Source organism: Thalassospira marina, from assembly GCF_002844375.1.
GTDB classification, from domain to species: Bacteria; Pseudomonadota; Alphaproteobacteria; order Rhodospirillales; family Thalassospiraceae; genus Thalassospira; species Thalassospira marina.
This window is the reverse complement of the sequence record NZ_CP024199.1, coordinates 4,107,845-4,120,573: the sequence shown is the minus strand read 5'-3', so window position 1 is coordinate 4,120,573 and position 12,729 is coordinate 4,107,845. Positions and strand designations below refer to the sequence as shown.

General features: G+C 54.9%; 11 protein-coding genes. 8 read left to right on the top strand and 3 right to left on the bottom strand.

What is annotated here, in order from left to right; all coding sequences use genetic code 11:
* Positions 1-794 precede the first annotated feature (794 nt).
* Positions 795-1,466 carry a FadR/GntR family transcriptional regulator gene (locus CSC3H3_RS18695; RefSeq protein ID WP_101285802.1) on the bottom strand — a complete coding sequence of 224 codons (672 nt, stop codon included), beginning with the start codon at positions 1,464-1,466 and terminating at the stop codon, positions 795-797.
* A gap of 48 nt (positions 1,467-1,514) precedes the next feature.
* Entirely contained in the window at positions 1,515-2,348 is an 834-nt protein-coding gene (locus CSC3H3_RS18690) for a TSUP family transporter (protein WP_172963447.1), read from the bottom strand.
* A 236-nt stretch (positions 2,349-2,584) separates the two neighbouring features.
* Between CSC3H3_RS18690 and CSC3H3_RS18685 the strand changes: the two genes are divergently transcribed.
* The 4 genes from CSC3H3_RS18685 to CSC3H3_RS18670 are packed head-to-tail and all read left to right on the top strand — an operon-like array spanning position 2,585 to position 7,254.
* Positions 2,585-3,532, top strand: coding sequence for a Bug family tripartite tricarboxylate transporter substrate binding protein (locus tag CSC3H3_RS18685; protein ID WP_101285801.1), 948 nt, complete (start codon positions 2,585-2,587; stop codon positions 3,530-3,532).
* On the top strand, positions 3,529-4,080 hold the full coding sequence (locus CSC3H3_RS18680; protein WP_101285800.1) for a tripartite tricarboxylate transporter TctB family protein: 552 nt from the start codon (positions 3,529-3,531) through the stop codon (positions 4,078-4,080). Before CSC3H3_RS18685 ends, CSC3H3_RS18680 begins: the two co-directional genes overlap by 4 nt.
* A gap of 39 nt (positions 4,081-4,119) precedes the next feature.
* Positions 4,120-5,634: a tripartite tricarboxylate transporter permease gene (locus CSC3H3_RS18675; RefSeq protein ID WP_101268874.1), complete on the top strand. Its 1,515-nt coding sequence runs from the start codon at positions 4,120-4,122 to the stop codon at positions 5,632-5,634.
* A 21-nt stretch (positions 5,635-5,655) separates the two neighbouring features.
* The gene (locus CSC3H3_RS18670; protein ID WP_101285799.1) at positions 5,656-7,254 is read left to right on the top strand and encodes a gamma-glutamyltransferase family protein; all 1,599 of its coding nucleotides are present in this window, start codon (positions 5,656-5,658) and stop codon (positions 7,252-7,254) included.
* A gap of 219 nt (positions 7,255-7,473) precedes the next feature.
* Here the strand turns inward: CSC3H3_RS18670 and CSC3H3_RS18665 are convergent, their stop codons facing one another.
* Complete coding sequence (locus CSC3H3_RS18665; RefSeq protein WP_101285798.1) at positions 7,474-8,205, bottom strand: GntR family transcriptional regulator; 732 nt, start codon at positions 8,203-8,205, stop codon at positions 7,474-7,476.
* A 314-nt stretch (positions 8,206-8,519) separates the two neighbouring features.
* Here CSC3H3_RS18665 and CSC3H3_RS18660 point away from each other — a divergent pair, with 314 nt between their 5' ends.
* The 4 genes from CSC3H3_RS18660 to CSC3H3_RS18645 all read left to right on the top strand — a co-directional run bounded on the left by CSC3H3_RS18660 (position 8,520) and on the right by CSC3H3_RS18645 (position 12,725).
* Entirely contained in the window at positions 8,520-9,605 is a 1,086-nt protein-coding gene (locus tag CSC3H3_RS18660; protein ID WP_101285797.1) for an ABC transporter ATP-binding protein, read from the top strand.
* A 50-nt stretch (positions 9,606-9,655) separates the two neighbouring features.
* On the top strand, positions 9,656-10,969 hold the full coding sequence (locus tag CSC3H3_RS18655; RefSeq protein ID WP_101269104.1) for an ABC transporter substrate-binding protein: 1,314 nt from the start codon (positions 9,656-9,658) through the stop codon (positions 10,967-10,969).
* A 78-nt stretch (positions 10,970-11,047) separates the two neighbouring features.
* The gene (locus tag CSC3H3_RS18650; protein WP_101268880.1) at positions 11,048-11,905 is read left to right on the top strand and encodes an ABC transporter permease; all 858 of its coding nucleotides are present in this window, start codon (positions 11,048-11,050) and stop codon (positions 11,903-11,905) included.
* A gap of 1 nt (position 11,906) precedes the next feature.
* Positions 11,907-12,725, top strand: coding sequence for an ABC transporter permease (locus CSC3H3_RS18645; protein WP_101268882.1), 819 nt, complete (start codon positions 11,907-11,909; stop codon positions 12,723-12,725).
* The last annotated feature ends 4 nt before the right edge of the window (positions 12,726-12,729 follow it).

Here is a 12,729-nt window from a genome sequence, read left to right as displayed (position 1 = left end):
CTTACAGATAAACCCAGTCATCCGGCGCGCCTGATCCGGACGGGTGTTTGCTGACGGGAATGTATGAGGCAGACCGTGGCTTGTAAAGTCATCATATGAAAAGTAATGCGGTTGACATCAATTCGCGATGCCGGAAATCGGCCTGATATTCAAATTTGCCATGATAACAATTGCATATGAAGCATCCCGGACAGGGAAATTACGTACGAATATTATATGCAATTTTATCACTTCAAAAAAGATGAGGAATTTGGCGGATCTGGCACTGTGAAAAATACAGCCCGATCCACAGGGCCGTGCGGCATTTCTGCTGCGATGCCGTTTGCGCGAAGGCATATCTTTTGCCGGATCGCGGCGTGCGCAGAACAACCGGTTGCCAACTGCCAGGATGGCAGAAGGGCGTAAGACCTGTAAACACGCGTAAGCAGCCCGCTAAAAGCAGGTTTGTGAACGGTTTTGACGCTGGGTTGGGGGCGCTGAAAGATAGTGCGGGCAGTGATTTATATGGCCGAAACAAAAAATCACGAAGTGATCGTCGGGTGCATAGGGGCTGTCAGGGAGCCATCGATTTTGAGAGTGGACGCAACAGGCAAAATAGCAGGGGCAGCTTGGGACATTTCTGCGTTAGGTGATATGCGCCGCGACGGAGGGGCAGCACGGCCGGGAAAATTGGTGAGGGATAAGGGGCGCGAGAGGTGGGGAGGCGGGCCGGGTCAGGAAAGTGGGGGCTTGGGAAAGTAGCGCTGTCATTAAGGCGGGGTTTGCGCCGGTTTGATAGCTTGCGGGGGTGATGATCAGTTTTGATGCAGGGCGCGTTCAACCTGGGAAAGGTGGATGCGCATGGCTTCTTCGGCGCGGCCGGGATCGCGCTGTTCGATGGCATCGACAATATTGCGGTGCTGGTCGGACAGGGTGCTGATCAGCCGGTCGGAATGCGAACTTTCGCGCATACGTGACCAGGCGGCATCACGGCGCACGGCATTTACGGCTTCAAACACGGCCAGAAACAGGGTGTTGCGCACACTTTCGGCCAGTTTCTGGTGAAAGGCGGAATCCCATTTTTCGTAGTCGGCCTGGTTTTTGGCATTGGCGGCGTTTTCGACCATGGTGCGCATGGCATCAATATCGGCTTGCGAGGCACGCAGGGCGGCAAAGCGGGCCATCGAAGGTTCGATTTCCAGCCTTACTTCCATAATTTCAAAGGGGCTGGTTTTGGTTGCCAGGCCTTCGAGGCGGCGCAGGCGCGGGGTTGGTGGTGTGCCAACAAAGGTGCCCTGACCCTGGCGGCGCCAGATCAGGCCATCGGTTTCCAGTTGGTCAAGCGCCTTGCGTAGTGCGCGGCGGCCAACATCAAGCTTTTCGGCCAGGGTGCGTTCGGCAATGACGCGGCCATTTTCGACATATTGGCCCTGGTCAAACGCAGTGCGCAGCGTTTCGGCCAGTCCCTGGGTTGAGATATTGTTCATGGCGGTTGTTTTTCTTGTTGGGTGTCACGTTACAGGTGCAATGACCTATCAAAAAAACAGGTCGTGGAACATGCGAATTGATGTAATCAGCAGGAAAAGCCCAAAACAGATGCGCAATGCACGCTGGGGAATGGAATGTGCAATGCGTGCGCCGACCGGGGCGCATAGAACTGTCATGGGAATAAGCAGGGCAGCGGCAAGCACATTGACATAGCCAACGGAAAAGGGCGGGCGCCCGTCAATGCCAATACCGGACATGGCATAACCAATGGTGCCGGGCAGGGCGATGATCAGGCCGATGGCCGATGCCGTGCCAACGGCCTTGCGGATGTCATAGCCCATAAAATTAAGCAGCGGGACGCAAATGGTGCCCCCGCCAATGCCCATCATGGCAGAAAGCCCGCCTGCCAGAACGCCCAGGGTTGCCCAGACCGACCGGGGCGGGTTCTTTTGCGATTCACCCGACCTGTCACGGGCTAGCATCATGTTTGCCGCCACCAGCAACGCGACCACGGCAAAAACGCCGGTCAGCACGCGGCCATCAACATGCCCGCCAATGGCGGTGCCGATAATGACGCCAACAATAATGGCCGGTCCCCAGCTTTTTAACAGGCCGATATCCACCGCACCCTTTTTGTAATGGCTGCGGGTGGATGACAGGGCAGTGGCGATAATCGTGGTCAGGGATGTGGCAACCGCAATCTGCATGCGCATGCTTTCATCCACCCCCATGACCGACAGGAAGTGATACAGCACCGGCACAATAACAATGCCGCCGCCAACGCCCAAAAGGCCGGCCATAATGCCGCCGACAACACCGGCAAACAGCATGGCGCCACCCCAGACCAGATAAAGATGCGCGCCACTTCCCATGTCGATCATAATGAACCAATCCAAACCAATTTTGATTTAATCTGTTAATGGTTCTAATCATAAAATCCTAAAATTGTATAGATATTTCGCAGTTGCGAAGGGATTTTTGGCCTTTTGTGGCGAATTTGTGTTTTTAATGCTTGCGTCGCAGCAATGAAGGTGCAAACAATAATCGCATAAAAATAACGAACCATGATTAAAATGGTTTGAGGAAATGAAAAACCACTTATCAGGAGGCTGGAGAAATGCTTCGCAAATTGGCGATGGCGGCGGGGATTATGGTGGCTGCAGCAGCGCTTTCACCCGTCATGGCACAGGATTACCCAAGCAAACCAATCGAATTCATCGTTCCCTGGGGCCCGGGTGGCGGCAGTGATACCCTGATGCGTATTGTGGGTCAGGGCCTGTCGGAAGTTACCGGTCAGCCGGTGCCGATTATCAATATGCCCGGTGTGGGCGGTACGGTCGGCCTGAAGGAATTCGCCAAGCGCCCGGCGGATGGCTATACGATTTCGCAAATCCATGAAGGTTTGCTGACAGCCAATAAAACCGGCATTACCGATCTGGACTGGGACAGCTTCATTCCTGTCGCGCTGGTGGCATCGTCACCGCAATATCTGACCCTGTCGAAAAACGACAATTTCAAAAATCTTGAAGAACTGAAGGCCTATGCCAAGGCCCATCCGGGCAAGGTGCGCGCGGGTGTGACACTGGGCGGTGTGCCGCATTTGCACATGGCCATGATCGAAGATGCCCTTGGCGTTCAGTTCAGCTATGTCGGTTTCCGTGATACCGGGCAGCGTATTCGCGCGCTGGTGGGCGGTAATATTGATATCGCCATTGGCGATGTGGCATCTGCGGGTGAATTTGTTAAAAACGGCGATCTGGTTTTTGCTGGTGTCGGCACCCAGGAACGCACCGCCGAAGAACCCGATGTTCCGACCATGAAAGAACAGGGTTATGACCTTGAAATGGCCGTGACCCGTGGGGTTGTCCTGCCCAAAGGCACGCCCCAGCCGATCGTTGACAAGCTGGCTGATGATCTGAAAAAGGCCATGTCCCTTGATGACATCAAGACCAAGATGAAAAATGCCGGTTCGGCAAATGTCTTTGTCGGCGAGGAAGACTATAAAGCCTATCTTGAAAAACTTGATGCCGACGTAACCAAGCTGGTCGGCAAGCTTCAGGGATGAGTGCCGAAACCGAGAACCCGGCGGTAGTGGATGCGCAGGCATCCGCTGCCACGCGGGCCAGAAATGAGCTGGCCCGGCTGGTTTCCTATCTTGTTTTTGGGGGCATTGCGGTTTTTTGTGCCTGGCGGGCATCCTCCCTGCCGGCATCACGCTGGGAGCCATTGGGGGCTGGGTCTTTTCCCAAGCTGGTCTTTATCGTTCTGGCGGTTTTGTGCCTGTTTGCCGTTCTGCGGTCGCTTGTGGAAATCCAACGTAATGGCGGCATGCCCGAAGCTGTTTATGCCTTTGGTCGCTGGTTGCGCATCCGTCGCGTATCCTTTGCCATTTATGGTTTGCTGGTGGTGTATCTGGCGGTGTTGCCGGTTCTGGGCTTTTCGCTGGCGACATTCGGCTTTTTGCTGGTCACGCAATTGCTCATTGCCGGTGTGACACGCAAAACGGTGATCCAGTCGATCATCGCGGCACTGGTGTTTTCCTTTGGGTTAAATGCGCTGTTTGCCGATGTTTTCAACGTGTTTTTGCCCCGTGGCGTCCTGATTGCCTTTTAGGCAGCCCCATACGGATAATTCCGCTGAAAGTTCAAACATATGCTGGATGCTTTTTTGCAGGGTGCCCATCAGGTTTTTGCCTTTGATACCCTGATTTACATGTTGATCGGTTCGGTGGCTGGCATTGTTGCAGCCGCGATCCCCGGTTTTACCGTTACGATGGCAATTATCCTGACATTGCCGCTGACCTTTGCCATGGAGCCATTGCAGGGCATTTCGGTGATGCTGTCGGTTTATGTCGGTGGTTATACCGGCGGGCTGATCAGTGCGGCGCTGCTTGGGATTCCCGGCACGCCAAGTTCGGTTGCCACCACCTTTGATGCCTTCCCCATGGCCCGCAAGGGCGAACCGGGGCGTGCCCTGTCGCTTGGTGTGTGGGCGTCGTTTTTCGGAACGCTGATTTCGACAGTTGTTCTGATTGTTGCTGCCCCGCCTTTGGCGGTTGTGGCCGTGCGCCTTGGCCCGTGGGAATATTTTTCGCTGATCGTTTTTGCCCTGACCATTGTTGCCAGTCTGGTGGGTAATTCGCTGATCCGCGGTTTGATTGCCGGTGTGATCGGCCTGGGCATTGCCACCATTGGCCCGGACCCGATGATGGGCCGTCCGCGCCTGACATTCGATATGGACCTGTTGGCACCGGGTTTGCCGTTTCTTGTTGTGCTGATTGGTATTTTCGCCATCAGCCAGCTTCTGGGCGAGGTCGAGATTCATGGCAAAAAGGTCAATCACGCGCTGATCCCCAAAAGCATTGATTTCAAAACCTGGGAAGTCATGCGTGAAGTGCTGATGCGCCCGGTAAACCTGCTGCGCTCATCGATGGTGGGTGTAGTGATCGGGGCGCTGCCTGGCGCAGGTGGCTCAATTGCCAATCTGCTGGCCTATGATCAGGCCAAACGCAGTTCCAAAACACCCGAGGCCTTTGGCCAAGGCACGGCGGACGGGGTTGTGGCCTCGGAAGCGGGGAATTCCGCAACGGCGGGCGGCGGGCTTATTCCGCTGATTTCGCTGGGTATTCCCGGTTCGGCCGTTGATGCGATTTTGATGGCATCGCTGATGGTGCATGGGGTGAGTGTTGGTCCGCGCCTGATTCTTGATCATGCCGATCTGGTTTATGGCATGTTTATCGCGCTAACCGTTGCCAGCTTCATGATGCTGGTGGTGTGCGTGGCATCAATGCGCCTGTTTTTGCGTGTTACCGACATTCCCAAACAGTTCATTGTGCCAACGGTCATGATCTGCTGTGTGATCGGGGCCTTTGCGCTGAATAACCGGGTAAGCGACCTTTATTTGCTCGGCGCGATCGGGCTGGTCGGTTACATTTTGAAATGTCTGGATTATCCGCTGGCACCGCTGGTTTTGGGGGTTATCCTTGGCCCGATTGCCGAAACCAATTTGCGCCGCGCATTGATGAGCGATGGTGACTGGACGGTATTTCTGACCCGGCCCATTTCGGCTTTGTTACTGGCGGCGGCGGTTCTGTCGGTTGTGTTTAGCATCCGGTCCATCTGGAAAAGCCGCAAAAACGAAAACGGAAAAAATAGCGCCCCTGCCTGAGCGCTGCGAGGAGGATAAACCATGAAATACACTGCCGACGGGCTTTATGCCTCGCGCCGTTCACCGGTGATGGCGCGCAATATCGTTTCCACATCCCAGCCGTTGGCCGCACAGGCGGGTTTGCGTATGCTGGCAGCAGGCGGCAATGCTGCCGATGCCGCGCTGGCGGCGGCCATTACCCTGCCAGTGGTGGAACCAACCGGGAATGGTCTGGGGTCTGATGCCTTTGCCATCATTTGGGATGGCAAGGAATTGCATGGCCTTAATGCATCGGGCCGTGCACCGGCGGCCTGGTCGCCCGAACGGTTTGCCGGGCAGGATAAAATGCCGCAGCGCGGGTGGGAATCTGTCACCGTGCCCGGTGCAGTTTCGGCCTGGCGGGCGATTTCCGATAAATTCGGCAAACTGTCCTTTGAAAAGCTGTTCGAGCCCGCCATTGAATATGCCAGCAAGGGCTTTGCCGTTTCGCCGATCATTGCCCAGCTTTGGGAAAATGGCGCGAAAATCCTGCATGACAAACCCGGCTTTGCCGAGGCCTTTATGCCCGGCGGGCGGGCACCAAAGGCAGGCGAACTTTTTGTAAATGCAGCAATGGCCGAAAGCCTGCGCGATATTGCCCAAACCGGCGGTGACAGTTTTTACAAAGGGCGTCTGGCAGAAAAAATTGTTGCCCATGCCCGCGAACATGGCGCCGCACTAAGCGCAGAAGATCTTGCAAATCACACGGTGGATTGGTGTGGCACCATTTCGCAAAGCTATGGCGATGTTGTGCTGCACGAAATTCCGCCAAACGGTCAGGGCATTTCGGCGCTGATGGCGTTGGGAATTTTGCGTCATTGCCAGCTTGAGCAGTTTGGCCCGGATGACCCCGAAGCCCTGCATCTTGAGATCGAGGCTATGAAGCTGGCCTTTGCTGATTTGCATACCTATGTCGCCGATCTTGATCATATGCGCGATGTAACGGTCGATCATCTGCTGTCTGATGATTATCTGAAATCGCGGGCGGCGTTGATTGATCCCGCTCGCGCGCAGGATTTCAAGGCTGGTGCGCCCAAACATGGGGGCACGGTTTATGTCACTGCGGCAGATGAAGACGGCATGATGGTGTCCTTCATTCAGTCCAACTATCTGGGTTTTGGTTCTGGGGTTGTGGTGCCTGGTACATCGATCAGCCTGCAAAACCGTGGTTTTGGCTTTTCGCTGACACCCGGCCATCCCAACGAGGTGGCCGGTGGCAAGCGCCCGTTCCAAACCATTATTCCTGCCTTTTTAATGGGCAGTGATGGCAACCCGGTCATGAGCTTTGGTGTCATGGGTGGTCCGATGCAGGCCCAGGGCCATGTGCAAATGACCCTGCGCACCCAGCTTTGGGGTCAGGACCCGCAAACCGCCGCCGATGCCCCGCGCTGGCAGGCGATTTCCGGGCTTGAGGTTGCGGTGGAGCATGTGCTGGGCGAAGAAACCATCGCCGCATTGCGGGCCAAGGGGCACCATATTCTGGTTGAAACCCCGGATCAGACCAATTTTGGTTTTGGGGGTGCGCAGCTTATTGCCAAAACCGATGCAGGCTATGTTGCCGGGTCCGATCCGCGCAAGGATGGCTGTGCAGTTGGCTTCTAGGCGCGATTGAATTTTACCGTCCCGCAGACCCTCCCGGCCTGCGGGGCACAAGGGGCCGGTTGCTTTTGCAGCCGGCTTTTTTGTTGGTTGCCTGCCGCTGGAGGGGCGGTAAATGTCGGTGATAACAGGGCTGCAGTTTGTTTGTGCAGGCCCCGCCGGGCGTTTGCTGCCGCACGCCGGAAGGGCGCCTGTTAGACTTGTGCTTGGATGTTTTGGCGGTCAGCCCGCTTTGCTGGTTGGCTGGCGGCCGAATATGCTGGCGAAATCGGTTTTGCCAGGTTTTTCGCGGTGAAGCTGCAGGCGGTCGCGGATGTTATCAAGGTGGCGGGCCATGCAGCTTGCGGCGGCATCCGGGTCGCCACCGGTCAGGGCGCGCAGCAATTCGTCATGGTCATCATGCGAACAATCGGCAGGTTGCGGGCTTTCATACATCGCAATGATCAGCGAGCTTCGCAAAATCAGCCGTTCCAAAAATTCCTCGATCACCAGATTATTGGCAAGGCGCGCCAGCAGCAGGTGAAATTCACCCGACAGAATAATCGCGGCGCGATGATCGCCGTCATGGTGGGCTTTGTGTTCGGCTGCCAGATGGGCGCGGATCTGTTCGGCGCGATCGGTATTCATTTGCGCGGTGACTTTGCGCACCACGCCATCTTCGATCATGCGGCGGGCAGAAAAAACCTCGATGGCTTCGTCAATGGTGGGTTCGGCAACAAAGGCACCGCGATTGGGAACCAGATTGATCAGCTTGTCATGGGCCAGTTGCAAAAAGGCAGCGCGGATGCGCGCACGGCTGACGCCAAAGGTTTTTGCCAGGTCTTCTTCGACCAGCTTCATGCCCGGTTCCAGGCGCCGATCAAGGATCGCGCCCAGCATTTCCTGATAAATCTGTTCTTCCGGCCGTAATTTTCCGCTGCCGGTAAAGCGTTGGGGCTCGGCGGGGTGGGCCATAGCGGCGCGTCTTTCCTGGTGGGAGGTCGAAGGACTCATATATATGTTTTACAAAATTGTTGACGATCTGCACAACAAAAAACCGAAGAAACAGTTTCGCGCAAATCAGAATAGATCAAAAAATGTGCGGGCACGTATCAATGATTAAAAAATAAACATGATCTGCGCATAAAAATGGCACATATGCCGCGAGCTGATCAACCTATGGGGCTAAAAAGCGAGGATTTGCACGGCATTATCGATATGGCATGGCACTTGCTAACAATCCAAAACACGGATTGTTGACAATTTTGCATGCAGTATCGGGTGGGCGGATGACGGGTAATGGTGCCATTGAGCTGATCGCTGTCAGTAAATATTACGGCAGTACAATCGCAGTCAAATCGATCGATCTCAAAATACCGGCTGGCGCCTATTGCTGTCTGATCGGTCCTTCGGGCTGTGGCAAGACAACAACGCTTCGCATGATCGCCGGTCACGAGGTGATCAGCGAAGGGGATCTGTTGATCGGGCAGCGTAATGTAACGGAATTGCCACCGGTAAAGCGTGGCACGGCAATGATGTTTCAGAATTACGCGCTGTTTCCCCACATGACCTGTGCGGAAAATGTGGCGTTCGGCCTGCGTATGCAGGGTGTCTCTCCGGCGGAACGGGCCGAACGCGCCACCGAAATGCTGGCCCGCGTGCATATGGAAAAATTTGCAGATCGCAAGCCGGACCAGCTTTCAGGGGGGCAGCAGCAACGTATTGCCCTGGCGCGCGCGCTGATTACGCAGCCCGAAGTCCTCCTGCTTGACGAACCGCTTTCAGCGCTTGATCCCTTTTTGCGTGCGCGGATGCGCGATGAATTGCGCCGCCTGCAACAGGATCTGGGCATTACCTTTGTCCATGTTACTCACGCCCAGGACGAGGCACTGGCCCTCTCGGATATGGTGGTGGTGATGGAAGATGGCGTTATTCGCCAGCAGGGATCACCCGAAGAAATTTTCAATCGTCCGCGCTCGCGCTTTATTGCCAATTTTATGGGTGGGCAAAACATTTTCAAAGGCCGGGTTACCCGTGCTGATGCAACCGCCACCATCATTGAACGCGGCCCGGACCAGTTTGTGTTGCCGGTGCATGGCGATGCGAAAACCGGCGAAGACCTTGAATTTACCATTCGGACCGATCTGATCGGCCTGGCGCAGGAAATTCCCGCCGGGGCCGAGCAATGCCAGATCCCGGTTGAAATCACGACAGTCGAATATCTGGGGCTTTGGGTGCGGATCGTTGCCACCACGATAGATGGCAAGGACATCACCCTTATGAAGACCGAAAGCGAATTTCGGCGTGCGCCCGTGCGCAGGAAGGAAAAGTTTATCGCCTACTGGGAACCCGAACACGCACATGTTCTGGCCTGAAATCAGGGTGCAGACCCTTAAAAAAAACATCGTTTTATCAGGAGCTTCACATGACGACCGACAAGATTAAATCGAAGTCCATCCTTCCGGGCAAGGATGTTACCCGTCGCGGTTTCCTTAAAGGGGCTGCTGCCACGGCCGGTGTTGCCATTGGTTCGGGTGCGATTACCGGTTTCCCGACCATCTGGGCGCAGAACATTAAAAATGTGACGCTGCGCCAGTTTGGTACTGGTGTTTCCAACATCAATGCCGTTGCCGACAAGGTTAAGGAAGATCTGGGCTTTACCCTGCAAATGACGGCACTTGATTCCGATGCCGTGGCACAGCGTGCGGTAACCCAGCCCAATTCGTTTGATATTGCCGATATCGAATACTGGATTTGTAAAAAGGTTTTCCCGGCGGGCACCCTGCAGCCGATGGATACCAACAAGATCAAGAATTACGATAAAATCTCGCCGCTATTCATTTCCGGCAAGCTGACCCCGGATTCCAAAATTGCCCAGGGTACCGCCCCGCACAAGGTCGGCTTTGTCGAAGGCCCGGACAGCACCGATTTTGCCAGCGCCCCCACCCAGTGGATGACGCTGATCCCGACCATTTACAATGCCGATACCCTGGGTATCCGCCCCGATCTGATCGGCCGTCCGATCACCAGCTGGGCAGAACTTCTCAATCCTGAATTCAAAGGCAAGGCATCGATCCTGAACATTCCGTCGATTGGCATCATGGATGCGGCGATGGTGTCCGAGGCCATGGGTGAAATCACCTATGGCGATAAGGGCAACATGACCAAAGACGAAATCGACCAGACCATCGCGCTGATGATCAAGGCGAAACAGGATGGCCAGTTCCGCGCCTTCTGGAAAAGCTTTGATGAATCGGTGAACCTGATGTCGTCGGGCGAAGTCGTGATCCAGTCGATGTGGTCGCCGGCCGTGGCTGCTGTTCGTTCCAAGGGCATCGAATGCAAATACCAGCCGCTCAAGGAAGGTTACCGTGCATGGGGTGGTGGTATTGGCCTGGCCAAGCATCTTTCCGGCCTCGAGCTGGAAGCCGCCTATGAATATATCAACTGGTATCTGTCGGGTTGGGTTGGCGCCTATCTGAACCGTCAGGGCTATTACAGTGCCGCACCGGAAACTGCCAAGAAATTTATGACCGAAGATGAATGGGGTTACTGGATGGAAGGCAAGGAAGCCCAGGGCGATATCGTCAGTCCGGAAGGCAAGGTCATGGAAAAGGCCGGTGCCGTACGTGATGGCGGTTCTTACGAAGAACGCATGGGCCATGTTGCCTGCTGGAACTCTGTGATGGATGAAAACAAACACATGGTTCGCAAGTGGAACGAATTTATCGCCGCCTGATGCGGGGGTAAGGCGACCGGGCCGCCCATGCGGCGGCCCGGTGATCCTTTGGGAAATTTCTGAATTTGGCGGAACGGTATGTCAGCATCCAATTCCAAACGCGGTTCCTATTTTCTGATCACGCCCATGGCGCTGGTATTTGCCATTTTTCTGGTGATACCGCTGCTGACAATTGTGGTGGTCAGTTTCTGGGATTATGACGAATACCGTATCCTGCCCGACTTTATTTTAGAAAATTACAGCTACCTTCTGGGGACATCCGTTACCTGGAAAATTTACCTTAATACCTTCAAATATGCGGCGCTGACCTGGGCCTTTACGCTGGGGATCGGCTTTACCGTGGCCTATTTCCTGGCTTTTCATGTCCGAAGCCTTACCTGGCAGATCGTGCTGTTCATGGTGTGCACCATCCCTTTCTGGACATCGAATATCATTCGTATGATTTCGTGGATTCCGTTTTTGGGGCGCAACGGCCTTTTGAACCAGGCCCTGATGGGGGCTGGTGTCATTCATGAACCCCTTGAATTTTTGCTGTTTTCCGACTTTGCCGTGGTTCTGGCGGATGTGCATTTATACACCCTGTTCATGGTGGTGCCGATTTTCAATTCGATGATGCGCATTGACCGCTCCCTGATTGAGGCGGCACGCGATAACGGTGCCAGCGCCTGGGCAACATTGCGCCATGTGATTTTGCCGCTGTCCAAACCCGGTATCGCCATTGGCTCGATCTTTGTGATTACGGTGGTGATGGGCGATTTCATCACCGTGCGTTTGATGAGCGGCGGTCAAAGTGCCTCGGTCGGGTTGCAGATCTCCAATGAAATCGGGCTTTTGCAATATCCGGCGGCAGCGGCCAGTGCGGTTGTGCTGCTGATTACGGTGCTGTTGATCGTAACCGCCCTTTTGCGCCTCGTTGATATTCGCAAGGAGCTTTAAAATGGCAGTAACGCGTGAAAAACGACCAACGGCCTTTTATTTCCTTGCTGCCTTCTTTGCCCTGTTTGTCCTGTTTTTATACGGGCCGATGCTGACCATTTTTATCCTGTCCTTTCAGGGGCCAAATGGCGGGCTGACTTTCCCGATGAATGGATTTTCCTTCCACTGGTTTGTAAACCTGTTTGAACAGCAGGCGGTGGGGGATTTTGGTGGGTCGTTTCTGCGTTCGCTCAAGCTGGGCCTGATTGTCATGGTGGTGACGGTTGTGGTGTCTTTCATGGCGGGCCTGGCCTTCCGGCGGCGGTTTCGCGGCGATACGGTGGTGTTTTACCTGGCGATTGCCAGCCTGATTGTACCTTCCATCCTGATTTCGCTGGGCATCGGCTTGCTGTTCAATATCTTTCAGTTGCAGCCGCAATGGTACAGCTCGGCCCTGGGGGCGCATCTGACCTGGACCTTCCCGTTTGGCCTTTTGATCATGTTTGCGGTGTTTAACCGTTTTGATCCCTCGTTCGAGGAAGCAGCCCGTGATCTGGGCGCGTCAAACTGGCAGACGGTGCGCCATGTAGTGTTGCCAATGGTGGCACCCAGCCTGATTGGCGTTGCGATGTTTTCCTTTACGCTGTCTTACGATGAATTTGCCCGGACATTGATGACGGCAGGATCGTTAAACACCCTGCCTTTGGAAATTTACGGCATGACAACCAATGTCACGACACCGGTGCTGTATGCGCTGGGCACGCTGACGACGGTTTTTTCCTTTGTTGTTATCGGGTTGGCCTTTGGGGCGGTGGTGTTGTTACGCCGTCGCAAGGCGTGATCCA

What these genes read in the sequence shown, in the direction of transcription:
- CSC3H3_RS18660 (WP_101285797.1), top strand. Translation starts at nt 8,520, where the DNA reads ATGACGGGTAATGGTGCCATTGAGCTGATCGCTGTCAGTAAATATTAC.
- CSC3H3_RS18680 (WP_101285800.1), top strand. Translation starts at nt 3,529, where the DNA reads ATGAGTGCCGAAACCGAGAACCCGGCGGTAGTGGATGCGCAGGCATCC.
- CSC3H3_RS18685 (WP_101285801.1), top strand. Translation starts at nt 2,585, where the DNA reads ATGCTTCGCAAATTGGCGATGGCGGCGGGGATTATGGTGGCTGCAGCA.
- CSC3H3_RS18655 (WP_101269104.1), top strand. Translation starts at nt 9,656, where the DNA reads ATGACGACCGACAAGATTAAATCGAAGTCCATCCTTCCGGGCAAGGAT.
- CSC3H3_RS18650 (WP_101268880.1), top strand. Translation starts at nt 11,048, where the DNA reads ATGTCAGCATCCAATTCCAAACGCGGTTCCTATTTTCTGATCACGCCC.
- CSC3H3_RS18665 (WP_101285798.1), bottom strand. Translation starts at nt 8,205, where the DNA reads ATGGCCCACCCCGCCGAGCCCCAACGCTTTACCGGCAGCGGAAAATTA.
- CSC3H3_RS18675 (WP_101268874.1), top strand. Translation starts at nt 4,120, where the DNA reads ATGCTGGATGCTTTTTTGCAGGGTGCCCATCAGGTTTTTGCCTTTGAT.
- CSC3H3_RS18645 (WP_101268882.1), top strand. Translation starts at nt 11,907, where the DNA reads ATGGCAGTAACGCGTGAAAAACGACCAACGGCCTTTTATTTCCTTGCT.
- CSC3H3_RS18670 (WP_101285799.1), top strand. Translation starts at nt 5,656, where the DNA reads ATGAAATACACTGCCGACGGGCTTTATGCCTCGCGCCGTTCACCGGTG.
- CSC3H3_RS18695 (WP_101285802.1), bottom strand. Translation starts at nt 1,466, where the DNA reads ATGAACAATATCTCAACCCAGGGACTGGCCGAAACGCTGCGCACTGCG.
- CSC3H3_RS18690 (WP_172963447.1), bottom strand. Translation starts at nt 2,348, where the DNA reads ATGATCGACATGGGAAGTGGCGCGCATCTTTATCTGGTCTGGGGTGGC.